The 24,291-nt window shown below is 51.1% G+C and carries 16 protein-coding genes and 2 pseudogenes; 15 read left to right on the top strand and 3 right to left on the bottom strand.

All coding sequences use genetic code 11. The features are described from left to right. Positions 1–9: 9 nt before the first annotated feature. Entirely contained in the window at positions 10–429 is a 420-nt protein-coding gene (locus tag RB297_RS20590; RefSeq protein ID WP_375121295.1) for an OsmC family protein, read from the top strand. A 157-nt stretch (positions 430–586) separates the two neighbouring features. Here RB297_RS20590 and RB297_RS20585 read toward each other — a convergent pair whose 3' ends face one another. Both RB297_RS20585 and RB297_RS20580 read right to left on the bottom strand, forming a co-directional pair. Continuing rightward, positions 587–1,000, bottom strand: a complete 414-nt coding sequence (locus RB297_RS20585; RefSeq protein ID WP_375121294.1) for a DUF2500 domain-containing protein — start codon at positions 998–1,000, stop codon at positions 587–589. Positions 1,001–1,274: 274 nt separating this feature from the next. Beyond that, positions 1,275–1,868, bottom strand: a complete 594-nt coding sequence (locus RB297_RS20580; protein WP_036664794.1) for an NAD(P)H oxidoreductase — start codon at positions 1,866–1,868, stop codon at positions 1,275–1,277. Between the two features lie 203 nt (positions 1,869–2,071). On the opposite strand from RB297_RS20580, the gene RB297_RS20575 reads away from it, so the two are divergent. Both RB297_RS20575 and RB297_RS20570 read left to right on the top strand, forming a co-directional pair. After that, entirely contained in the window at positions 2,072–2,410 is a 339-nt protein-coding gene (locus RB297_RS20575) for a winged helix-turn-helix transcriptional regulator (RefSeq protein ID WP_009593955.1), read from the top strand. Positions 2,411–2,798: 388 nt separating this feature from the next. Continuing rightward, positions 2,799–4,817: a bifunctional diguanylate cyclase/phosphodiesterase gene (locus RB297_RS20570; RefSeq protein WP_096774836.1), complete on the top strand. Its 2,019-nt coding sequence runs from the start codon at positions 2,799–2,801 to the stop codon at positions 4,815–4,817. Between the two features lie 104 nt (positions 4,818–4,921). Here the strand turns inward: RB297_RS20570 and splB are convergent, their stop codons facing one another. Beyond that, positions 4,922–5,947: a spore photoproduct lyase gene (gene splB, locus RB297_RS20565; RefSeq protein ID WP_192569987.1), complete on the bottom strand. Its 1,026-nt coding sequence runs from the start codon at positions 5,945–5,947 to the stop codon at positions 4,922–4,924. Positions 5,948–6,175: 228 nt separating this feature from the next. On the opposite strand from splB, the gene RB297_RS20560 reads away from it, so the two are divergent. The 12 genes and pseudogenes from RB297_RS20560 to RB297_RS20510 all read left to right on the top strand — a co-directional run bounded on the left by RB297_RS20560 (position 6,176) and on the right by RB297_RS20510 (position 24,255). Continuing rightward, on the top strand, positions 6,176–7,336 hold the full coding sequence (locus tag RB297_RS20560; RefSeq protein ID WP_213579998.1) for a GntR family transcriptional regulator: 1,161 nt from the start codon (positions 6,176–6,178) through the stop codon (positions 7,334–7,336). 451 nt (positions 7,337–7,787) lie between these two features. After that, positions 7,788–9,023, top strand: coding sequence for a glycoside hydrolase family 125 protein (locus RB297_RS20555; protein WP_375121407.1), 1,236 nt, complete (start codon positions 7,788–7,790; stop codon positions 9,021–9,023). A gap of 59 nt (positions 9,024–9,082) precedes the next feature. Further along, complete coding sequence (locus tag RB297_RS20550) at positions 9,083–10,363, top strand: ABC transporter substrate-binding protein (protein WP_375121292.1); 1,281 nt, start codon at positions 9,083–9,085, stop codon at positions 10,361–10,363. 41 nt (positions 10,364–10,404) lie between these two features. Further along, positions 10,405–11,325, top strand: a complete 921-nt coding sequence (locus RB297_RS20545; RefSeq protein WP_009593927.1) for a carbohydrate ABC transporter permease — start codon at positions 10,405–10,407, stop codon at positions 11,323–11,325. Positions 11,326–11,352: 27 nt separating this feature from the next. After that, positions 11,353–12,243, top strand: a complete 891-nt coding sequence (locus RB297_RS20540; protein WP_009593907.1) for a carbohydrate ABC transporter permease — start codon at positions 11,353–11,355, stop codon at positions 12,241–12,243. 74 nt (positions 12,244–12,317) lie between these two features. Next, on the top strand, positions 12,318–14,432 hold the full coding sequence (locus RB297_RS20535) for a glycoside hydrolase family 76 protein (protein WP_375121291.1): 2,115 nt from the start codon (positions 12,318–12,320) through the stop codon (positions 14,430–14,432). A gap of 788 nt (positions 14,433–15,220) precedes the next feature. Beyond that, the gene (locus tag RB297_RS20530) at positions 15,221–20,323 is read left to right on the top strand and encodes an AAA family ATPase (RefSeq protein WP_375121290.1); all 5,103 of its coding nucleotides are present in this window, start codon (positions 15,221–15,223) and stop codon (positions 20,321–20,323) included. Further along, positions 20,302–20,955 (top strand): response regulator, encoded by a 654-nt coding sequence (locus RB297_RS20525; protein WP_096774829.1) that lies wholly within the window; start codon positions 20,302–20,304, stop codon positions 20,953–20,955. Before RB297_RS20530 ends, RB297_RS20525 begins: the two co-directional genes overlap by 22 nt. Before the next feature lie 204 nt (positions 20,956–21,159). Then, positions 21,160–21,648: pseudogene (locus tag RB297_RS31055) on the top strand (ATP-binding cassette domain-containing protein); the annotation flags it as partial. Between the two features lie 510 nt (positions 21,649–22,158). Then, positions 22,159–22,521 (top strand): annotated as a pseudogene (locus RB297_RS31050) (LytTR family DNA-binding domain-containing protein); the annotation flags it as partial. A gap of 163 nt (positions 22,522–22,684) precedes the next feature. Continuing rightward, a complete protein-coding gene (locus RB297_RS20515; protein ID WP_096774826.1) occupies positions 22,685–23,533 on the top strand; it encodes an ABC transporter ATP-binding protein in 849 nt (282 codons plus the stop codon). Continuing rightward, positions 23,530–24,255, top strand: a complete 726-nt coding sequence (locus RB297_RS20510; protein ID WP_375121289.1) for an ABC transporter permease — start codon at positions 23,530–23,532, stop codon at positions 24,253–24,255. The genes RB297_RS20515 and RB297_RS20510 overlap by 4 nt, the downstream gene beginning before the upstream one ends. Positions 24,256–24,291: the final 36 nt, after the last annotated feature.

The raw sequence follows: 24,291 nt of genomic DNA, 5'->3' as shown, positions 1-24,291 counted from the left end.
AGAAGGACCATGACAACGTTACAAATCGTAGAAGGCCAGGATCGGATATTCAATGAGGCCGGGTTTCAGATTGTAGGAAACCACGGCCCGAATTTGGAGGGCGGCTTGTCTCCGAGAGAGCTGCTGGAAGCGTCCCTGGCGCTGTGCGTATCCATCTCGCTCCAAAAAATAATGGCTTACGACGGCGTGGAATATGATAAGTCTTCCATTCATATCGAAGTGTCATCGGTAAAAGCAGAGGATAAAAGCAATAAGTTCTCGCATTTCAACGTCCTTGTCTCGCTGCCGCCAACGCTGGAGCCTGCCTACAAGGAGAAGCTGAAATCCGTCGTAGAGCGTGCATGCACGATCGGCAATACGCTGAAAAGCGAGACCGTCGTTGAACTGATCGAAGTGAATGAGCCTATCGAAACGAGCAGCAATGCGTAAAGGATTAGATGAAATATTAACCATTCAAGTCGATTCAACAAGAAAAGCCTTAGTCCGGGTTTCGCCGCGGACTAAGGCTCTTCTGTTCTTAAGGGACCGTACGAATAAAATACGGAGACGTGATGCTTCTTCATTTTTATATTGTAAACGCGTCCGGTCACGACTGCGGCTGCATATTCCGCTCAAACGCGACGATCCAGTCGCCCTGGATGGCGGCATAGCCGGTATCTCCCTCCACGACAAGACCGTACAGATTCTTGACGTCAAGATACTCTTTTCGTTCTCCATTATCAAATTCGAGGGTGATGTAATAATACGTACGGGATGAATGGTTGGCGTGCATCATTCCGTTATCGTGGTTGTGGTGATTGGTATGATGGCGGACATCCATGCGTTTGGAGACGACCCGGGCAAACTCGGAAGTGCGCGGGGACTTGGCGTTCTTAACATAGCGGGCGCCATTGGAGATGAAGCCCACGATCACAATGACGAATACAATCCCGATCAGAATGGGAACCAGCGTAAACATAAAATCAAAACCTCCGCCAAAAGACGGGCCTTGGGGCATCATCGACGGCACTCCTCCTGTTCCGTTATTTTTCCATTGATTATATGTACGGTAAAAATGACTAAAATGTTTCAAATTTTGGTTGGGGCAATGGATGTTCCGAGCAAGTAATGACCAACGGTCAAGTTGAGGCCAACCTGGATTTCGCCGTTCCATATTGACGTATCAATGACATGAGAGCGAGCGATCCGAAGTGCGGTACATAAAAATCGGCCTCAAGAGCGAGGCCGATTTATTATTATTGTATGAACAAAGCTCTAACTCCACTAGGGAGCCTTCACTTCACATGTACTCCCGAGCCCGCATAATGCAGCCCCAGTTGATATGCCCGCTCCAGCAGGCTCTCCATGTGCTCCGGCCTGCCCTCTAACGTATCATAGAAGAATTCCACTCGGGAATCTTCGATTCCGGAATAGTTGGCCATGCCGACGTTGAGGGAATGGGACAGCATCGTATCATAGCTCCGCTTGGCAAAATGGTCCTCCGACGCTCCTGCCAATGCGATCCATAACGCCTTCTTGTGATGGAGCTTGGAACCGCCGCCATATGCGAAGCCGTGATTCCAGACACGGTCGATATATCCCTTCAGCATAGCCGGAACCCCGTACCACCATACCGGGAAAATATAGGCCAGTGCGTCGTGCTGTTTCATTCGCGCGATCTCGTTTTCAACCTCAGCGGAGAATACCTTGCCGGCATCAGACCAATCGGGTTCGTCCGCCTCCCACAGAACCGGATCGAAACCGATGCGGTGAAGATCCAGAACCTCCGTCTCATGTCCGGCATCTTGAAGCCCCTGCACAAATCGCTCCGTGACAGCAAATGTAAAGGAGTTCACTCTGGGATGAGTGACAACAGTCAGTACTTTCATCATGAATCACCTTCGCTTTCTTCTATAATGTGTTGAATGTGCTTTGTTTTCTTGCAGTACTGGTATAAGGGGATTATGTATCATATAATGGCTGGAAGGAAGTACGCACTTATTTGTTCTATAGGTACCTAAAGGTGCTATTAGCACCCTAAAGTGCCCTTCATAGTCGCAGTAATTTTACGTCCGGGAGGTGAGAGGATCTTATGAATCGCGATCGGCAATACCATATTCCGTCCGAAGCCACCATGGAGGTGATCGGAGGCAAGTGGAAGATCGTTGTGCTGTGCCACCTTAGTTATGGGCCCAAGCGTACGAGTGAAATTAAGAAAGAGATGCCGGATATTACGCAGAAGATGTTAACCCAGACCCTTCGGGAGCTGGAGGAGGATGGGATTATTACGCGAACGGTCTTTAATCAAGTGCCGCCGAAGGTCGTTTACGAGCTAAGCGAATTGGGCGTTTCACTGCAGCCCATCCTGGATCAAATCTGTGAGTGGGGCGAGAAGTATATGAATGGAGAAACGAAGGTAAGTGCTCCATGAAGTCATGATAAAAGCTGCTGACCTGAGGGAATGAGTCGGCAGTTTTTTTGTTTTTCACGTTATCCATCCGACTGAAATGTCCGTTCTGCGTGCCATTATTTTAAATCGGTTAGAAGGAAAGGCAGGGATATTGTGGAATATATAGTCCTTTGGACTCATGCGGGTTCCGAAAGTTTCGGTCAAAACGGAGTTTGTCGAGAAATTGAATAGTTACTAAAGATATAATAGGTAGAAGACTCAGGGCCGGGCGGGCCGTAACCATAAGAATTATCACTTTGGGTATGCAGGGAGAGCCATCCTTGAATTAATAGAAACGTTTGTCTCTCGGGTAACGTATGAATTTCATAGGACCTAAGGATTACTCACAAAAGGAGTGTGCACAGCTCAGATGGACGGCAATTATAACTTGTATATTGTTGGGCTTTCAATTGCGATCGCTATACTTGCTTCATACTCGGCTTTGAATATTACGTCCAAAATTTCGGACGCGAACGGCAAATCCAAGTTTTTTTGGCTATTCGGGGGAGCCATGGTCATGGGAAGCGGCATTTGGTCCATGCATTTTGTCGGCATGCTGGCGATGCACATGAATATGAACGTGAAGTACGATGCCTTTCTGACCATCATGTCGATGCTGGCCAGCGTGATTTCCTCATTCATCGCGTTTTATATCACCATGCCCAAGGATATTAACTGGTCCAAAATCGCCATTGGCGGTTTCGTTATGGGAAGCGGCATCGTGACGATGCATTACATGGGAATGGAAGCCATGGTCGTACACGCCGACATTCGTTACGATCCCGTCTTTTGGATATTGTCCGCCGTCATTGCGCTGGCGGCCTCCTATGCGGCCTTATTATTGTTTCTTCGTTTTCGCAACCATTCCAAGTCCAGCTTTCTCAAGTGGGGCTCGGCGGTTGTCATGGGATTCGCCGTGTGCGGGATGCATTATACAGGGATGAAGGCGGCGCGCTTTGAAGCGCATGCCGGCATGATGACGCATCAGCCGCAGTCTGTGGATTTCTTCCTTTTGTACTGCGTGACGGTCGCGATTTTTGCTATTCTGTTGATTTCCTGGGGCGCGATGTTCTTTGACCGGCATGTGCTGGAAAAGCTGGCCTACCAGGATACGATCACGGGATTGCCCAACCGCAATGAGATGAACCGGTTCTTCAGGACGAATGCCGAAACGGATAAGATTACGATCCTGTTTCTGGATCTGGACCAATTTAAGGCCATCAACGATACGCTGGGTCATAATGTCGGGGATTTGCTGGTCCAGGAAGTGGGCAAGCGGCTGCGTCAATTCATTCGAAGCGGCCAGCAGGTGTTCCGGATCGGGGGGGACGAATTTCTGGTTATTTTGAAGCAAAGCGACCCGAATTATGCCCAGCGCTTAGCCGATGATATACTCCAACAAATTAAAAAGGTGTACCATATCGACGGCAACGAGCTGTATGTGACGGTTAGCATCGGCATCAGCATCGGTTCCGTCCATAGCTCGGATCGTACGACGCTGCTGAAGAATGCCGACACCGCGATGTATAAAGCGAAGGGGCTAGGCAAGAATCAGCAATGCCTTTATGACGAGGAGATGGGTCTTCAAGAGGTTCGCAAGATGGAATTGGAGAAGGACCTGCAAAGAGCGCTGGAGATGAAGGAGTTCTTCATCGTGTATCAGCCGAAATGGAATGTGCAAAGCGACCGCTTGGTCGGATTCGAGGCGCTGCTCCGCTGGAAGCATCCCCGCCTCGGCGTGATTTCCCCTCAGGAATTCATTCCGATTGCGGAAGAGACGGGGCTGATTATTCCGATGACCCGCTGGACGCTTGAAGAAGCATGCAAGCAGTGCAGGGTGTGGCAGGATAGCGGGGTTGTCCAGCCGGTCTCGGTGAATCTATCGGTCCGTTTATTTCATGGCGACAATCTGCTGGAGCTGATTCAAAACGTGCTGCATAAGGCGGATTTGGAGCCCCGGTTGTTAGAGCTGGAGATTACGGAGTCCATGGTGCTGCACGATGTGAACGATATCATCCGGCAGCTTGGGAGTATCCGATCCTTAGGGGTTAAGGTCTCCATGGATGATTTCGGAACCGGCTATTCCTCGATTGGGCTCTTGGACCGGATTCCGATTGATGCCCTGAAGCTGGACCGCCAGTTCACCAATGATTTGGACACGCCCAGCAAGCGCGCCATCGTCAACGCCGTCGTTCTTATGGCGGAAAAGCTGAATCTGGACGTGATCGCCGAAGGCGTGGAGAATAAGGAGCATATCGACTTTTTGACGGGGCTCGGGTGTCATGTCATGCAGGGTTACTATTACGGAAAGCCGATGGATATCCATGAGATTGAGGTCTGGATGTACGACCAAGATCACAAGGCCGAAGAGTTCGCGGCCCTTCGATGAAAGAGCGGATACGAATGCATATGGTTCATAAGAATAACGGGCACCGGGAGTGTCCGTTATTTGTTGCTTTTGGGTACATCAAATGACTGGCGTTCCCGGGTATTTTAGACAAAATAGGCAATTTCCGCGCGCGGGAAATATTCTTGGATTCCCTTTTCGAACAGCTGCTGAAACTCCTCGACGGTTTCGGCCTTATAGACATACTTGAATTTTCCATACCTTCCCCACTTTAACTGCCGGTCCTCCTCATCCATGTCCAGCTTGGTTTTGGGGTACCGTTTCAAAATGGTGTTTTTGGCCGTTTTGGTAAACCGGTGCTGAATGAGCTCAAACGTCAGATCCTTAACCTCCACATGGCTCAATCGCTCATGGAGCTTCTCCAATAAATGCCAGTATCCTTCCTGCCATCCGTCATATTTGACGATCGGGGCAATGATGAAACCTAACGGATATCCGGCTTCGGCAATTTTCCCCGCGGCTTCAATGCGTTCTTCGAAGGAAGAGGTACCCGGCTCGAAATAACGGATCACATAATCGGAATTGATGGAGAAGCGTACCCTGGTATGGCCGCCGTGATCGATATTCAGCAGGGAATCGATGTTGGCGAATTTCGTCACGAATCGCAGTCGGCCATGGTCCTGCTTGGCCATAAATTCAATGTAATAGGCCAGTGCCCCGGTCAAATGCTCCAGAGATACGGGATCGCCGGTACAAGCGGCCTCGAACCGGGTGATTTCGGGCGACCGCTCAGCGATGTATTGCTTCGCTCGGTCCAAAATTTCATCCAGGTTGACATAAATCCGGACATAAGGCTTCGAGCTCATGGTGGTTTGCAGGTAGCAGTAATGACAATGTCCTGCACATCCCGTCGTCAGCGGGATGGCATACTCCGCAGAAGGCTTGGACGTGTCGAAATCCAAGGTCTTCCTAATCCCAACGACTAGGGTGCGTTTGGCGTTCCGGTATTTTTCGGTTTCGGTCTCCCCCGGAATGCCGGTTACCCGATTATGGGAGGTGGTCATTTTGATGGGTGTGCCTAATTCCTCAAACCATGCTTGCAGCTTCTTTCCAAGCGGATACTCCAACGCATCCGGCTCAAAAAAGACGAGTTCCGGGTCAAAACGCTCCAACGAATCTTCCTCCCCCGCAAAAATTTAAGTATATGGATTATAGAATGGGCAATGGTCGGGTTGATCATGCATTGTTCAAGTGATGAGTTTGTATGGTGCTGTTTCAAGCAAATAGGGGATGTGATGAATATGTGAGCGATCATCGTTCAACATGGACAATTTAAATATATCATGTTATATTGTTATATAAATTAGCAGGTTTTGGAGTACCGTTGGAGGGATATCAATTTGAAAGATGCAGCTTCCACGAAGCCGATGTATGAACAGATTTTTAACGAGATGAAGCGAAAGATCTCAACCCATATGTTTCGGATTGGAGATAAAGTTCCATCAGAGAAGGAACTTGCGGATGAGTACGGAGTTAGCCGAATCACGAGCAAGAAAGCCTTGGATCTGCTGGCGGCAGAAGGCGTGATCGTGCGCAAGCCGGGCAAGGGATCGTTCGTAGCCGATCCGGATGAGCCTGTGGTACACAGGGAACCCATCTCCTCAGAGAGCACAGAAACGGGAACGGCCGGCCGGGAGAAAATGATCGGCCTGGTCATCACGGATTTTTCTTCAAGCTACGGAACGCGGCTGATCTACAGCATGGAGCAGTATTCCAGGGAGAATGACTGCTTTCTGGTCCTGCGCAGAACGTTCGGGGACCAGGATAATGAGGAATTGTCCATCCAGAAGCTGCGCAATCTCGGCGTGAACGGTCTTATCGTATTTCCCGCGCAGGGTGAATATTTTAATGCCGAAATATTGAAAATGGTCATTGCCCGCTTCCCGCTCGTCCTGATTGACCGCAAGCTGAAGGGGGTCGCTGCGGCTTCCATCAGCACGGATAATCTTGGGGCAGCCGTGCAGGCGGTGGAGCATTTATTCGATTTGGGTCACCGCCATATTTGCCTGCTGTCTCCTCCGCCGAGGGATACGACGGCGGTCGAAGAGCGGATTGAAGGATTCGTTCAGGCTCATGCCGCCCGGGGCATCGCGTTTGACAAGGAAATCTGGATCAGTGACGTAACGGCCACGCTGCCCAATGCTTTCTACGAAAGCAATATTGAACGGGAAATACAGCGGATCATGCAGCATTTGCAGGATCATCCGTCGATTACCGCTTTTTTTGCGATTGAGTACAATATTGCATTGCTTGCTAAGGTTGCAGCTGAACGTCTCGGTTTGCGGGTCCCGGAGGATGTATCGATCATATGCTTCGACAGTCCGCAATTAAATATCGGTGAGGGGTACTTGTTTACCCATATGCGACAGAACGAGGAAGAGATGGGAAGGCTGGCGATCGAGACGGTGCTGGGCATCATGAACCACGACGCGGTTGCGGTCGAGAAGAGATTGCCTGCGGAATTGGTGGTTGGCGCATCTACCGGTCCCGTCAAGGAATAGCAGAAACTTGTTCAAACGTCTGCGCAGCTGGCGCAGCCTTCGATGCATGGTGTGCTGGAAAGTGACCGGCGCATTGGTAATTCCCTGACCGACAAATGGAAATTCGAATTCGATAACAAAAAACCTTGGAGGTTGAACCTTACAAACAGGAAACGTGAATACGGAATGTTTGTAATGTTTTCACTTACCCTTGCACGCATGCAAAACATGCGCTCACGAACCTGTGAGCGCATGTTTTTTTGTTCTTAATCCGGTGAGGAGCAGCGTTGGTTTTGTGTCGACGTTTACCCAACGCCTAATATAACATTTAATTTATTTTATATATTGACATATTAACTAGATAACAATATACTGATTCGTGATAACGGTTTCATAATTCCATCAAGCGAAAGGGGAACATCACGTGCAATCCATAACTGAACTGCCGGAGGCCATTAGGCGGATATCGGACATGGTTCGGGCGAAGCAGCCGAAACGAACGGCTGACATGTTCGAGAGATGCCTAGCCAATACCTGGAATACCACCTTGAAGCGAATGGAGGACGGCACGACGTTTGTCATAACCGGGGATATTCCTGCCATGTGGTTGCGCGATTCGGCTGCGCAGGTCAGGCCCTTCCTGGTGCTTGGAGAGGACCGCGAGATCGGCGACATGATCCAGGGCGTGGTCAGACGCCAGTTTGACTATATTCTGCGGGATCCGTATGCCAACGCGTTCAATGAGTCTGCGAACGGGATGGGACATCAGGATGATGCAACCGAGATGAGCCCGTGGATTTGGGAACGCAAATACGAGATCGATTCGCTGTGTTATCCGATCCAGCTCAGCTACCTGCTGTGGAAAAACTCCGGAAGAACCGGCCATTTTGACGAGACCTTTCGGGCAGGCGTGCGGCAGATTATCGAGTTGTGGACGACAGAGCAGCACCATGAACGGAAATCGGCTTACACCTTCGAGCGGAGCAACTGCCCTCCGTCGGATACGCTGGTCCGTGGCGGAAAAGGAGCGGAGACGGCATATACCGGCATGACCTGGTCCGGCTTCAGGCCGAGCGACGATGCTTGCGCCTACGGTTACCTGGTTCCGTCGAACATGTTTGCGGTCGTTGTGCTGGGGTATGTGACGGAGATTGCCGAGGAGATTCTGAAGGATCGGGAGCTGGCAGCGGCGGCGGAGGGGCTAGCGGCACAGATCGAAGCCGGCATACAGCGGTACGGCATTGTGGAGCATCTGGAATGCGGCCCTATCTATGCATACGAGGTGGATGGATTGGGTTCGGTTAACCTGATGGACGACGCGAATGTGCCCAGCCTGCTGTCCATTCCGTACTTGGGATACCGAAATGCGGAAGATCCGATATACGCGAATACGCGGAGGTTTATCTTGAGTGAGCGGAACCCGTACTACTTCTCCGGGACCGCTGCATCCGGCATCGGCAGTCCGCATACGCCCGATCAATACATATGGCATATTGCGCTTGCGATGCAAGGGATGACCGAACAGGATGAAGCCGAGCGGCAGCGCCTCCTTGAACTGCTGCTGGCAACGGACGGAGGAACCGGGCTCATGCATGAAGGGTTCCATGTGGATCGGCCGCAGGAATATACCCGGCCTTGGTTTTCATGGGCCAATATGATGTTTTGCGAACTGGTGCTGTTGTGTTCCGGTATCGCGGTTAAACGGTAAAGCTAGCAGCGGGATGAAGCGGCGAACCGAGCTTGGAATTCATAAGGGAGGGTTAACGAATGAAGAAGCAGTGGAAGATCGTATGGTCGATGATAGTTGTGATTGGGCTTCTGGCGGGCTGCTCAGGGGGCAGCGGTGGCTCCTCCGGCGGAGAAGCCAGCGGCGGCAAAACGGTGCTGACCTTCTGGGGAGACTGGGGCGGAGAAGGGCAGGAACAGATCCAAACGATGGTGGATGCTTTTAATAAATCCCAAGATAAAATCGAGGTGAAATATGCCCTGCAGCAGGACGTGGTGACGAAGTTTCTGACCGCGGCCACGAACGGGGGGACGCCGGATGTCGTGTTCTGGGACCGGTGGCGGACCGCGCTCTATGCACCTAAGAACGTGCTTCATCCCGTGGATGAATACCTGGAGCGCGACGGCGTCAACAAGGGGGATTTTTACGAAGAGGCTCTGAAGGAGCTTACCTATGATGACAAGCTATACGGATTGCCGTTGACGGTGGACGCGCGGGCCCTGTTCTATAACAAGAAAATGCTGGAGGAAGCCGGGCTTGAGCCGCCAACGAACTGGGACGAGCTTGAGGCGGCAGCCAAAGCCACGACCAAGTGGAACGGGACCAAGCTCGAAACGGCAGGATTGTCGATGGGCGATCCCGGACTGTTCAACATGTATTTGCAGCAGGCGGGCGGAACGATGCTGACCCCGGAGAACACGATGAACGTGAACAACGAGAAGGGCAAAGCGGTATTGGACTTCTGGGGACGTTTGCTGAATGAGGACAAGGTGTACAAGATCGGTTTCGAGGACGGCTTGGGCGAAGGAACGGATGCGTTTGTAACCGGAAAAGTCGCCATGCTGTACACCGGCCCGTGGATGCTGAGCACCTATGATAAATACGGCAAAGACCTGGAATATGGCATCGTGCCGCCACCGGCCGGACCGAACGGCGATAAGGGAAGCGTTATGGGCGGCTTTGGGCTTGTCATTCCGCAAGGCTCGAAGCATCCGGAGGAGGCTTGGGAGTTTATCAAATGGTGGACGGCCAACAAGGACAATGCCGTGTTATGGGCCAAAACGAGCCTGAATATGCCGGGCTTCAAGCCTGCCTTTGAAGATCCGTTCTTCGCGGACGATCCGAAATGGATACCGTTTATGGAAACGCTTGAATTTGCCAAAACAAGGCCGACGCATCCGGGGTACTCCGTCATGGAGGAGAATGCCGTCATTCCGAATCTGGAGCTGTTCATGCAGAACAAGCAGAGCGCCGAAGAGACCCTGCGGCTCAGCCAGGAGCAGGGCGATAAGCAGCTGAAGGAAAATGCCGTTGCCCGTTAACGCATTCGGGGATTCTAGGAGCTACAGAAAGGAGCATGAGGATGACTTCCGCCACGAAGCCAGTCAGCGCCAAGCCTGCTTCCGTCACGAGGCTTGGCAAACACCAGGCCAGGATGGGCTATCTGTTCATTATGCCGACAATGCTGTTATTTGCGGTATTCATGGTAATCCCGGTTGGAATGGCGCTATACCTGAGTTTTACCAATTATGACGTGCTCAGCTCGAACGACTGGGTCGGCATGGACAATTACAGGCGACTGTTCGGCGATGATTTGTATTGGAAAACCTTCGTTAACGTGATGATCTATGCGGTGGTGTTCGTGCCGCTCAACGTACTGATCTCCCTTCTGCTGGCGATCCTGCTGAACCGGGCGGCGAGGGGAGTCAAGGCGCTGCGGACGTTTTACTATCTTCCGACTTTGACGTCGGCGGTCGCGGCGGCCACCGTCTGGATCTGGATGCTGCATCCCGAATACGGGCTCGTTAACGGGATCCTGTCGCTGTTCGGCATCACGGGCCCGGCCTGGGTGTCCCAGACCGATACGGCCATGCTGTCGATTATTATGATGACGCTGTGGCAGAGCGTAGGCTCCAATATGATCATTTACCTGGCCGGGCTTCAGGGCGTGCCGGATTATCTGTACGAGTCCGCTCGTCTGGACGGTGCCAGCAAATTCGATTGCCTGCGTTACATTACCTGGCCGCAGCTGCGGCCGACCACATTCCTTGTCAGCACGATGTCGATTATCGGCGCGCTGCAGCTGTTTGATCAGGCATTCGTGCTTACGCAGGGCGGACCCGCCAATGCAACGAAAACGCCGGTTTATCTCATTTATCAGCAGGGCTTTAACCAGCTGCAGATGGGGTATGCATCATCGCAGGCCTTCGTGCTGGCGATGGCGATTCTGGTCTTCTCGCTGATCAGCATGAAGATCAATAAATCGGAAGAATCGATTGTGTAATCGGGGCTTAGAGGAGGAAGACAAGAGATGAGAGCAATTGAGAGTCAGGCCAAGCGTCAGCGAATCCTTACCGCGAGCGTCTTCTATATCGGTGCCATTCTGATCGCCATCGTCATGTTTCTCCCGTTCTACTGGAGCGTGATGACCTCTTTTAAGCCGGATGAGGATATGTTCTCGATGCCGATCAAATGGTTCCCTACGGACATCACGCTGGAGCACTATAAAAAGGCGTTCACAACCGTACCCTTCGGCCTTTATTTCTGGAATTCATTCTTTCTGGCCATTACCGGCGTGCTGCTCAACCTGTTCTTCGGTTCGCTCAGCGGCTATGCTTTTGCCAAGCTGAAGTTCAAAGGCAACTCGGGACTCTTCCGCGTGCTGCTGGCCGCGATGATGGTCCCGGGCATCGTCACGATGATCCCGAGCGTGTACGTGCTGCGCCATATACCGCTGATGGGAGGCAACGACCTGTTCGGAAGCGGGGGCATGGGGCTGATGAATTCCTTCTGGGGGATCATTCTTCCGGGAGCTTCCGGCACGTTTGCGGTGTTTTTCATGCGGCAGTTCTTCCTGACGCTCCCCTCCGACATGATGGAGATGGCGCGGATTGAGGGCTGCGGCGAATTCAAAATTTTTTGGCGCATCTATTTGCCTCTGACCAAGCCGGCGCTGGCAACCCTGAGCATCTTCACGTTTCAGGCGGGCTGGAACAGCTTCCTGTGGCCGATGATCGTGCTGAACGATCCGAACAAGGCGACGATCCAGATGGGGCTCCAGGCGTTCTCGTTCAATTTCCAGACGGATTACGGCCCGATGATGGCCGGGGCACTGGTGGCTATTTTGCCGATCCTTGTCCTGTTCCTGGCTCTGCAGCGGTACTTCATTCAGGGCATCGCATTTAGCGGGATCAAAGGCTAGCGGGCTGGAAGCTGGATATGGGTGACGCATGGACAAAAAACTTGCATATTGAGATGTCAGGAGTGATTTCGACAATGATAACGGTGTCCGGTATATGGACCAAAAGGGCCGATGAGGCGCAGCGCGCGCTGGAACGTCATTTCTGGAATGATTCGATCCGTATGTACAATATAGAAACGCCGTGCCCGGACGGGGCGTGCAACACGATTTTCCATTATTGGTGGATGGCGCATGCGGCGGATGTGCTGGTGGACGGTTATGTTCGCACGGCGGATCCGTTGTATGCGGAGCGGCTGGAGCAGCTGTATGAGGGAGTGCTCCGCCGGAATGAGGGCGCATGGCCGAATGAGCTGTACGATGACATGGAATGGATGGCGCTGGCATGGCTGCGCGCCTATGAGGCGACGGGGCTGGAGAAGTACAAGCAAGCGGCGCTGACGCTCTGGGAGGATATTCAAACCGGCTGGAACGATGTTCAAGGCGGGGGAATTGCTTGGCACAAGGAGCAGCTCGGTTATAAGAATACCCCGGCAAATGCGCCTGCGGTTATTTTGGCGGCACGGCTGTATCGGGCTTTAGGCAACCCGGCTGACCTGGAATGGGCTCGGAAAATCTACGCTTGGCAGAAGAATGCCCTCGTGGATCCTGCCACGGGTTTTGTCTGGGACGGAATGAACCGTACCGGGGACGGGGCCATCGATAAAGATTGGAAATTCACGTATTGCCAAGGCGTATTTATCGGAGCAGCGGTCGAGCTGTTTCGGGTTACGGGTGATTCGGCGTACCTTGAAGACTCCAAGCGGACCTTTCAAGCGATGGGCGTAGAGCTGGCGGATTCGGCGGAAGGCATCCTCCCGGACGAAGGCGGAGGCGATGCCGGATTGTTCAAAGGGATCCTGATCCGTTATGTAACGGAAGCTATCAAGGTGTGGCCTGAAGCAACAGAAGCTGCAGGGTGGCTGAGCCGGAACGCCAATGTGCTCTGGGAACAGGGAAAGACTGCAGATGGCGCGTTGTTCGGGACCGATTGGAAGAGCCGCCGAACGTCTGAGGCTATCGTTCAGCTCAGCTCGCAGCTGAGCGCCGTGATGCTGCTTGAATGTGCGGCCGTGCTGGAATCCGCAGGGCAGGCCGGGGGGAGCGATGGTCGGCATTCTGCGGCGAACTGGGATGAGAGAGCGGACCTGCTGCAGGAGGCCATGTACCGAAATTACGGAAACCCGGACAGCGGCATTATGGATCAATGGTTTCCGCGGGAACATGCCGCGGCAGGCGAGAATTTCTATTATTGGTGGCAGGCGCATGTGCTGGATGTGCTGGTTGACGCTTATAAGCGCACGGGAAAACCGGTGTATGCCGACCGAATGGAAGCATTCAGCCGAAGCCTGTACAAGTACAACGGCCATACGTTCACCCACAATTACTACGATGACATGGAGTGGACGGCACTCGCGCTGCTGCGTGCGCATCAGGCTACCGGTACCGAGTGGTATAAGGAGCAGGCGCTTACGCTGTGGGAAGACATCAAGACCGCTTGGAACGATCACTGCGGGGGCGGCATGGCGTGGAAGAAGGATCAGCTGGATTACAAAAACACGCCGGCTAACGCGCCTGCCGCCATTTTGGCGGCGAGGCTGTATCTTTTGGAGCGGAACGAAGAGGATTTGATCTGGGCAAAGCGCATTTATGAATGGAACAAAAGCCGGCTTGTCGATCCATCGACCGGGTTTGTGTGGGATGGCATGAACCGGCTCGGCGACGGTGAGATCGATTACGATTGGAAGTTCACGTATTGCCAGGGCGTGTTCCTCGGTGCCGGAGTGGAATTATACCGTTGTACGGGGGATAAGTCCTATCTCGATGACGCTAAACGGACCGCTGACGCGTGCATGCTGGAGCTGTGCGATCCAAAAACCCGGCTTCTGCCCGATGAGGGCATTGACGACACGGGTCTGTTTAAAGGCATCCTCATCCGTTATCTGCTGGTGCTGCTTGAAGAGGCGCCCGAAGAGGACGCCGTACGCCGAATGATCCAGCGTAACGCGGAAACGCTGTGGGAGAAGGGAATGCTTGAGGATGCTGGTTTATGCGGCCCTGCCTGGGACGCTCTGCCGACTCTTCCCGTTCAACTGAGCGTGCAGCTGAGCGGAATGATGCTCACGGAGGCGGCGGCCGTGTTGAGCAAATAGCTTTGATTCGCTGTCAGCGATGATGGCGTCTTGTGAATGATTGGAGAAGAGCACGCAAATCGGCGTGCTCTTTTTCATTTTATTTCCTATTCGACCAATTCGAGATGATTGTCATATGACAATATTCATGACAACACACACTGTTGGTCGCACGGGCCATGCGTTATATTTATGAGGTAAATCACATCCTGGCTTGGATACGAAACATGATTTCAGATGCTCTGTGAAGTAAGGTCATATCCGTTCATGAGGTGATGTATGTCCATTAATCTGAAAATAGAAGACGTTTGTATTCAGCTAGGGATTGACATTCATAAATTCAACTTGGAGAACCCTGAAATCAAGACCGAACCCGAAGTCCCCTACCCAGGTTACCCTCATCAACCGTCACCGCGGTTTGGCAAACCCCTGTCATTACCTAAAATCTGATCGATGTCATATGACAATTTAATGACACCACTCACTATTTGTCGAGCTGCCCTTCTATTATATTAAATATGTTCGGTACAACAACGACGATCGTCATGAATAGGCAGTGCTTGTTGCAGATGTTTCACAACGTCGATACATACGGCAAGCCATGAGAACAGACCACCGAAGGGGAAGGTCTGTTTTCCCCATTCGTTCTGTCGAAGATTTCGGAACCGAGCCTACTGCATATCAGAAGAAAAGAAATGCCGCGAGCTTTTTGCGATTGATATAGCGCGGCAATGACGAATGCTATAATAGCCTTAATTAGCCTGCAATCGTTAAATACGCTGTTACATATAATCAGGGAGTGGAACTTTATGTTTGAAATGCCAGGATATCAAACATTGGACGTAATCCATACTAATGGAGACATTCAACTCTTTAGACTTTCGCGTTCTATCGACGGTATGCGCGTCTTAGCCAAGACAACGCGCGATGCAGGTCCGGAATCGGCCATGGTGGCTGCTTTTCGATACGAGTATGGCGTATTGAAGAAGCTGGATGGCCGTGGAGCCTTGGAAGCGTACAGTTTGGAGATGATCGCAGACCGGCCGGTTCTTCTCCTGAAAGAGATGGCCGGGGTTACATTGGAACAGCTGCTGCGGGCATATTCTGACGTTACGGAACTTCCGGATCTCCTGCGCATGGCTGTTGCCATAACCGATTGTCTTATTCGGATTCATCGAGAGAATATGACGCTGAACGAGATCACGCCCTCTCATCTGATGGTCAATCCCCGCACCTATGAAGCGAAGCTGATCGATATCCGTATGTGTTCAACCGAAGCGGGCAAAAGCCCGTTGTCTTCCTTAAGCCGGCCGGATGCGTTTCTTCCTTATATATCGCCCGAACAGACACGCAGAACGGGAATGACGCCGGATTACCGATCCGATTTTTATTCCCTCGGGATCATATTATACGAGTGGTTGTCCGGTACTTTACCCTTTGAACATATCGACCCTGTAAATACGGTATACCGCCATCTTGCCGGCACCCCTGAGCCTCTGCACCGCAAATTCCCCTTCATCCCCAAAATAGTGTCCGATATTATACAGAAATGCATGGAGAAGATGCCCGACGATAGGTATGTCAGCGCATTCGGTATTCAAACGGACCTTGAGGAGTGTTTCAATCGGCTTCAGGTTACAGGCGAGGTGGAACCATTCCGACTTGGAAGCCGGGATATACCGGAACGATGGGTGGAATCGGCCCAATTCTACGGACGGCAAGCCGAGCTGCAGATGCTGCAGGATGCAGTGCGGAGGGCGGCTAACGGGTCTGTTGTGCTGGTTGGCGTTAGCGGTACGGAGGGGATAGGAAAAACTTCTTTTCTCATGGAAGCTCTGGAACAGGCTGCATCTATGGACTATTTCTTCATCAGGGGCAAGTTCGGCACCCATCAGACGGCTCAGCCTTACGATATTTGGATTCAGGTGATCCGTAAACTGATTCGTCAACTGCTGACCGAGGGCAAACTGCAGGCCGAAGTATGGAAGCTGCGGATTCTTCAAGCGGTTGAGGATTACGGGAAAATTCTGATTGAACGGGTTCCCGAGCTGGAACTGCTGATAGGCCAACAGCCGCCTGTTCAACCGCTGCCGCCCGTGGAAGCCCAGGAACGGTTTCATCTGATCATGAACCGATTTATCCAGTTGTTCCTTCGTCCGAACTGTCCCCTGGTTCTATTTCTTGACGATCTTCAATGGGCGGACGAAGCATCTCTTCGATATCTGGAATTTCTTCTGGACGACAGAGCAACCAAGCATTTGCTGGTTGCATTGGCTTACCGTGATCAAGATGCCGACCCGATCCGTCGATTAGAAAACCGTTTGACTCATGATCGTATAATACGGAATCGTATCGACCTGCAGCCGCTTGCCTTGGAGGATATAAACCAGCTGTTAAAGGATGTCATGCGTCATAAAGATGGAGATGTAGAGGAGCTGGCTGTTGCCTTGCTTAGGAAGACAGACGGCAACCCCTTCTTTCTCAAGCAGTTTCTTGGAGATTTAATTGCCCATGGCCATGTGTTCTTTGATCCATCGAGCAAAAGCTGGTCATGGGATTTGCCGTTTATTGCCGAAATGAACATTCCCGATAATGCGGTCTCCTATCTGACGGATCGATTGCAGGTAATGCCACCATCAACAAAGATTGTGGTCGGCTATGCTTCATTTCTCGGAAGCCGATTTGATCTGGAAACCCTCTCCATTATATCCGGGCTCCACATAACGAAACTGGCGAAGGAACTGGAGATGGCAGAAAGGATGTCATTGGTGCAGCTCATCAACGACGGTAGCCGAAGCTCCTATAAATTTCAACACGACCGCATCCAGCAGGTGGCTTACACGCTTGTTCCGGAAGAAGAACGCTCGGAATTGCATTGGAGCATCGGCTTGCTCTTCCTTGACCGAATGAATCTCGGTCAGGGAGAAGGTACGGAGGCTTTATTTGAAGCTGTTAATCATATGAACCTTGCCGGGGAGGGGAACCGTCAACCTGAACAGAGAACAAGGATGGCGGAGCTGAACCTTAGGGCAGGCTTGAAGGCAAAAGAATCGACCGCCTATGAGACTGCTCTGCGATATATGCGCCTTGCAACGGCTTATTTGGAGGCGGACGGGGATAACTGGGGGACAAATTATGGGCTCGCTTTTCAGGCTAACCGGGAACGAGCGGAATTGGAATATTTATGTGCCCATTTCCAGCTCGCCCACGACTTGTTCCAATCTTTGATGGAGAAGGCGGTTACCCCTTTGGACAAAGCATCGGTTTGTGTACTGAAGATGCATCTGAAGGCAAGTCAGGACCATTATGGGGAAGTGATCTCGTTAGGTCAAGATGCCTTAAGGCTGCTGCAAGTTGATTTTCCGTCTGATTTCGGTTCATTCCGATTGACTCTCCAGTGGTTACGGCTAAAGCGGAAATTAGGCAAGTATTCGATGAAAGAACTGGATCAATTGCCTCCCATGACGGATGCGTCCCGGCAGCTGGCCATATCCGCGTTGGTTCATATGAGCAATGCCTCGTTCTATGTCAATCGGAAGGGATGGCTTTCTTATACTCTAACGATCGTCGATATGACGCTGCGTTACGGCATGACCCCGGAGGCCTCCATCGGGTTTATGGGCTACGCCCTGTTCATGTATTATCGCTTTCGTCATGAAGAGGCATTTAAATGGGGAATGCTCGCATATCGCTTGTCGAAACCATATCCGCAGCTGCATGTGAGAACGCTGACCGCATTTACTTTGTGTTCCGATAGTTGGCGGCGATACGACCCGGCTCTACTCGGGGTATTTACCGAGAAGGCAGGCAAGATCGGGTTAGAATCCGGCGACTTGTGGCAAGGGAATCAAAGCGTGCTGATCAATTGTGGTTCCCTCTTACAGTTTGGTCATCCGTTAGGTGAGATATATGACCGGCTAATCGCAAGCTCAGGGAATATCTTAAGACATCATAATCATCTTCATTCCAAGCAGCTTAAAGTATTTATTGCGCTTCTCATTCGGTTGACGGGCGTTCGATCACCTGATGATCCCTTCGATACCGGGCAGATTACGGATGCGGAGTTTGCCGAGTCGGTTCACGGGGATTCATTCCATGTGATCGAAGAGTTAGTATGCATTTACCGATATTTGCCGGGGTATCTGTTTGGCGAGTATCGGGAAGCGAATGAAGCGTTAGCCAGGTCAGCCGTTATTTTGGAAAAGCGGAAAACGGCTGGTGATCCGATTCTTCAATACTATTACGAGTCGCTGGTATGGGCAAAGCTTTACGAAGAAGCGCCGATGGAAGTGCAGAACGATTATATGGGGAAATTGCGCAAGCGGCTAAGCAAAATGAAAGAATACGCCATTCGCTGCCCAGAAAATTATCAGCATAAATATTTGTTGATGAAAGCGGAGATATTTCGGTTGATGCGGAGGAACCGTCAAGCCGAGGAGTTATACGAGCAATCGATAGAGGCTGCCCGCCAATATGGACATATTCACGATATGGCGATGGCGGCGGAGTGTTACGGCAAATATGGCTTGCGTCAAGGCAAGCCGCGTCTGGCCAGAATATATATGGCGGAGGCTTATGAAGCTTACGTGCAGTGGGGGGCTTTGGCGAAGGCTGCGGTTCTTAAGCAGGAGCACCCTCATCTGCTGCAATTGAGGCCCGAGTCTGGATTGGAACGCGTGGATACGCTCTCGGTCATGATGTCCGCACAGGCTTTATCGGGTGAAATGGAGATGAGCCGGCTGTTGGATTCGCTGATGCGAATTATGCTGCACAATGCGGGCGCGGAGTATGGAGCGGTTATTTTCGACGATGAGGGCAAATGGACAATTGAGGCTTGGGGCACATCAGCGGATATCCGGATCGAGTCCGTGCCGTTGGGGGAGGAATCCGAAATCGTACCTGCCCCCATTGTCGGTTATGCAGCCAGAACGCAAGAGGTCATTGTTCTCCATGACGCGTCGAATGAAGGAATGTTTGTACGCAATACGTATGTCAGGAACAAAGGGTTAAAATCGGTGCTGTGTCTACCGATTATCCATCAGAATCAACTGACTTGCGTTTTATATATGGAGAATAAATTATCGCGCAGCATATTTACGCCCCAGCGGCTCGATATATTGAAATTGCTAGGCTCTCAATGCGCAATTTCGATCAAAAATGCCAAGCTGTATACCGGGATTCAATATTTGAAGGAAAATCTGGAGCTTCAAGTGGAAGAGCGAACGCGAAGTCTGGAGCGATCGATGAGGGAAACATCGGCCGCGCAGGCTGAGGCCTCAGTCTATGAGGAACGGAATCGTATCGCGCAAGAGATTCATGATATTGTTGGGCATACGCTTACTTCGACGATTCTGCAGATTGAAGCAGGCAAAAGGCTGCTTCATAAGGATATGCAAGCCGGAGTTCAGCGGCTGAACGAGGCACAAGATTTGGTGCGCCACAGCCTCAATGAAATCCGGGGCTCGGTACACATGTTAAGGGAGGACAAGTATGCCCATCTTCCCAATATGCTTCAGGGATTAATCCGGGATACGGAGCGAAACGCTGGAGTTACCATCCATGCGTCTATCCATGATCTGCCCGAATGGTTGTCTACAGCATGTAAGAAGACGATCTATCATGCGCTGCAGGAGGGATTAACTAACGGAATACGACATGGTGGAAGCAAGGTGTTCCATTTTAATCTGATGCTCGTGGGGTCGGAGCTTGAGTTCAGGCTTCAAGACCAAGGTATCGGGGCTCGCACAATCGTTAATGGTTTTGGACTGAAAACAATGAGAGAACGCGTTGAACAATTGGGAGGCAGCTTGACGGTGGATTCCAGACCCGGTCAAGGTTGTCTGCTTCGGATTAATTTGCCTTACCAAAAGCAATGGATTGGGGAAAAGGAATGGAAAAAATCACGATTGTAGTGGCTGACGACCAGCTGTTAACACGCGAAGGGCTACGGACGATACTGGATCTGGAAGACGACATGGAGGTTGTAGGGGTAGCCAAGAACGGGGAAGAAGCTTGTGAATTGGCGGATGCCCTCCAACCAAAACTTGTACTGCTCGATATTCAAATGCCCGTCATGGATGGAATCCAAGCGCTGAAGCATATAAAACAGAGCCATCCGGATATCTTTATTCTTATTTTAACTACGTTCATTGAGACGGATTACATCGTAGAAGGAATGGCGCACGGAGCGAACGGATACATGTTAAAGGATATGGATGCGGATAAAATGATTGCATCGATTCGGGATACGATTGCGGGACAGTTCATTCTTCCTGCTCCGGTTGCTGCTAAATTGGCGGCAAGAATGAGCAGAATGTCAGAAGGGCATTCTGGTATGCTAAGAAATCGGTTGGATCGAATCCGGTTGACCGAAAGGGAAGAAGAACTGGCAAGACTGATGGTCCAAGGGTTGAACAACCGGGAAATCGCAGATATGCTGCATATTGCGGAAGGCACAGCCCGTAATTACATTAGCAATCTCTATAGTAAATTGGAGGTTGTCGATCGGGCACAGGCTATCGTCCGGCTTCAGGCGATGTTGTGAACGGGTGCGACGAAATACTAACTGCCAATTGATTTTAATGCTTGATATGTAAAAATAAGTAATTCGGACTTCTTTAATTAGAAGTCTTTTTTTGTTTCATTCATGGTTATACCTTGTCATTATTTCTCGGGAAATAGCATCTGCTAGCGAATGATCCGAAATAAATAGTAGTTTCAGCCAAATCATTCCATTAAAATAGGACTGATGAATCAACAATCTAGGGGGATACAAAATCAGATGAGCGCAGTACAGCTACGACACGTGCAGAAGACATCCGGCAGTACCGTATTAATTCCACACATCAACCTTGAGGTGAGCGCAGGTCAATGCGTTGCCATTCAATGCAATCACGAATTAGGACATCAATTGCTGCTCGCCATGATCGGGCAGACGCCGATATCGGAGGGCTCCATCCGGATTCAGGGAGAGGCGCTGACACCGGAACATACACGGAATATTAGAGAAAAAATAGGGATTCAGCTGTTATCGGATGCGGCATACGAGCGTCTGAAGGTTCGTGAATTTCTCCATTTTTATGCTCGTCTCTATGAGACGAAGCCGGACATGGAGCTGTTAATGCAGCGCTTAGGACTAGCAGAGAAGCAAAACAGCCGGGTGTTGCAGTTGACGCCTTCGGAAATGCGCCGATTGTCCATCGCACGTGCACTCGTGCATAATCCGCCGGTTTTGCTCATGGAAGACCCGGAGCAAAATGTCGATCTTGAGACAAGTTATATCATTCGTAATCTGATACCGGCTCTGATAGAGGAAGGCAAAGCGATCGTCATCACGACCATGGTGCTGGAACAGGCCATATCGATGACCAATGATGTTTATTTATATAGCCATGCCGGGTTTAAAAAGCTGGAAACGGCGGAAGAAGAGTTGGACCCCATTAGCGATAGAGATGGAGATGAAGATAGAGAGCCATTCCATTCAATTGAGGTAGAGGATCAGGGAAGACTATATACAGCAGTTGATTCCAGGATTGAAAATATAATGCCCGCTGAGGCTGCTGCGGAGACTGTAATTCAAGAAACAGAAGCACAGGCTCCGTTGACTGCGCCTAAGACCGCAACAGAAACGGAATCCGCCGAGGCTAAGCCCAAATCCGCCGAGCTAAGCGCTTTCCCTGATCATTCGCAATCTTCCGAAACCTTTGACGAAGCCGGGACTGGAGGACAATCGGTCCCCGCGGGAGCTCAAGTGGCGGCCTTCGTCCAGCCCGTACGCTTCGAGAAGATTCCGGCCAAGGTGGGGGACAAGCTGATTCTGTTTGATCCGACAGAAATTGATTATATCGAGAGCCATGAAGGCGTCGCGAATCTCCATGTCCTCCAAGGGATCTATGCCTGCTCCATGTCGTTAAGCGATCTGGAAGGGAGGCTCAAGGGGTTCGGCTTCTATCGCTGTCACCGCTCGTACCTGGTGAATCTGCAGAAGGTCCGTGAAGTCATCACATGGACACGGAACAGCTACAGTTTAATTCTGGACGACCATTCCAAGAGCTCCATCCCGTTATCCAAAGGCAAATACGATGAGCTAAAAAAGATCATTGGCATTTGATTTGCGTTGCATTCATCCGAATGTTTGCTCCGTTCAAAGCTGATATCGCAGGTTTCGATAGCGGATATACTCCTTTCATCCCTATTATAATGCGGCGTTTTCGACGTTACCTTAACATGAAGGGTGTAAGGCGACAACGACAACCTGAAGGGATGGATCAAACGTGCAACCAATCATTGAAGTCAATCAGCTGCTGAAAGCGTTCGGAAACAAGAGTGCGTTACAGCATATACAATTTAATGTTCATCAAGGCGAAATATTCGGATTCCTGGGTCCAAGCGGATCGGGCAAAACAACGACCGTGAAGATCCTGACTTCCCAATTGCTTCCAAACTCCGGCACCGTGAAGGTGTTCGGTCAACCTATAAATAAAATGAACGATGCCAGCCATAAGCGCCGGATCGGGATACTGACCGATAACAGCGCATTATATGAGAGACTCACCATTCAAGACAATCTGAAACTGTTCTGCAGGCTGTATGACGTGGAATCGAAACGGATTGCCGAGGTGCTGGAAGAGGTTAATCTGGCCAATGATCGTCAGACGATGGTGAAAAAGCTCTCCAAAGGGATGAAACAGCGAGTGATGCTGGCACGTGCTATTCTCCACAAGCCGGATCTGTTATTCCTGGACGAGCCGACGTCAGCGTTGGACCCGGTTAACACCCTTCATATTCATGAGGGCCTGCGGAAATTGAATCGGGAAGGAACCACCATTTTTCTGACGACCCACAATATGATGGAAGCGGAGAGCCTCTGTGATCGCGTGGCCTTTATCCATGATGGCGTGATCAAAGCGATCGATACCCCGCAGCAGCTGCGGCTGGCGCATGCCGATCAATCGATGACGGTTCTCGTGAAGGGCGAGGGCAAGCGGGTGCTGCAGCAAAATGAAGAGAGCGCGCAGCGCATCGGACAATGGATGCTGGAAGGCAGGCTGTTATCGATCCATTCCAATGAACCGACGTTAGGCGATATTTTCGTAAAAATGACTGGGAGGGAATTGCAATGACATTTTCCATGAAGAGACTGCAAGCCATCATAAACAAAGAGTGGAAAGATAGTATCCGCAACCCGCAAATCCTGTTGATGATGGGAATGCCGATCATGTTTGCCTTCCTGTTCAGCAAGATGGGGAGCGGAGGGACAAAGGGCGATGACATGATGATCTTGAGCTTCCCGATTCTGCTGGCCTTATCGATGACAGGCGCATTCGTGCTGGCGATGATGGTGGCGGAAGAGAAGGAAAAGCATACCCTGCGCGTATTGATGCTCTCGCCTGCGAGCACAACCGAGATTCTGATGGGCAAAAGCTTCCTCACCTTCGTATTGACCCTGATCGCGGTGGTCGCTTCGGTAGCCGTTTCGGAGGTGCCGGAGGTCAACTGGGGAATTCCGTCCCTGCTGATTCTCGTCTCGCTCGTCATGTTCATTGCGCTTGGTTTAATCATCGGCTTGATGTCACGTACCGTACAGGAGTCCTCCATTATCGGTTTGCCGGTACTGATTGTCTTCGTTATGGGCCCGATGTTCGCTCCCATCTTAGGCAATGAATGGATCATGAGCATCGTGGATTACTTGCCTACGCAGAAGTTTATCGATGTGATGGGCAGCGTCAGCCAAGGTGCCGCTATCAGCGAAATGACCCAGGATCTGCTGATTTGTGCAGGATGGACGGTCATCTCCATCGTTGCAGCTGCCGCGGTGTACAGCCGTAAACGGTTCGATCGATAGCATTGCTGTCGTCGGTACCGGCCATTAGGTTCAATT

Source organism: Paenibacillus sp. CR_12 (genome assembly GCF_041953985.1).
Taxonomy (GTDB): Bacteria; Bacillota; Bacilli; order Paenibacillales; family Paenibacillaceae; genus Paenibacillus_AQ; species Paenibacillus_AQ lautus_A.
Note: the sequence above shows the minus strand (reverse complement) of the source record. Positions and strands in the feature narration are given on the sequence as shown.

Coding starts and splice junctions, on each gene's coding strand:
- RB297_RS20590 (WP_375121295.1), top strand. CDS start 10: ATGACAACGTTACAAATCGTAGAAGGCCAGGATCGGATATTCAATGAG.
- RB297_RS20585 (WP_375121294.1), bottom strand. CDS start 1,000: ATGATGCCCCAAGGCCCGTCTTTTGGCGGAGGTTTTGATTTTATGTTT.
- RB297_RS20580 (WP_036664794.1), bottom strand. CDS start 1,868: ATGAAAGTACTGACTGTTGTCACTCATCCCAGAGTGAACTCCTTTACA.
- RB297_RS20575 (WP_009593955.1), top strand. CDS start 2,072: ATGAATCGCGATCGGCAATACCATATTCCGTCCGAAGCCACCATGGAG.
- RB297_RS20570 (WP_096774836.1), top strand. CDS start 2,799: ATGGACGGCAATTATAACTTGTATATTGTTGGGCTTTCAATTGCGATC.
- RB297_RS20555 (WP_375121407.1), top strand. CDS start 7,788: ATGGTTCGGGCGAAGCAGCCGAAACGAACGGCTGACATGTTCGAGAGA.
- RB297_RS20550 (WP_375121292.1), top strand. CDS start 9,083: ATGAAGAAGCAGTGGAAGATCGTATGGTCGATGATAGTTGTGATTGGG.
- RB297_RS20545 (WP_009593927.1), top strand. CDS start 10,405: ATGACTTCCGCCACGAAGCCAGTCAGCGCCAAGCCTGCTTCCGTCACG.
- RB297_RS20540 (WP_009593907.1), top strand. CDS start 11,353: ATGAGAGCAATTGAGAGTCAGGCCAAGCGTCAGCGAATCCTTACCGCG.
- RB297_RS20535 (WP_375121291.1), top strand. CDS start 12,318: ATGATAACGGTGTCCGGTATATGGACCAAAAGGGCCGATGAGGCGCAG.
- RB297_RS20530 (WP_375121290.1), top strand. CDS start 15,221: ATGTTTGAAATGCCAGGATATCAAACATTGGACGTAATCCATACTAAT.
- RB297_RS20525 (WP_096774829.1), top strand. CDS start 20,302: ATGGAAAAAATCACGATTGTAGTGGCTGACGACCAGCTGTTAACACGC.
- RB297_RS20510 (WP_375121289.1), top strand. CDS start 23,530: ATGACATTTTCCATGAAGAGACTGCAAGCCATCATAAACAAAGAGTGG.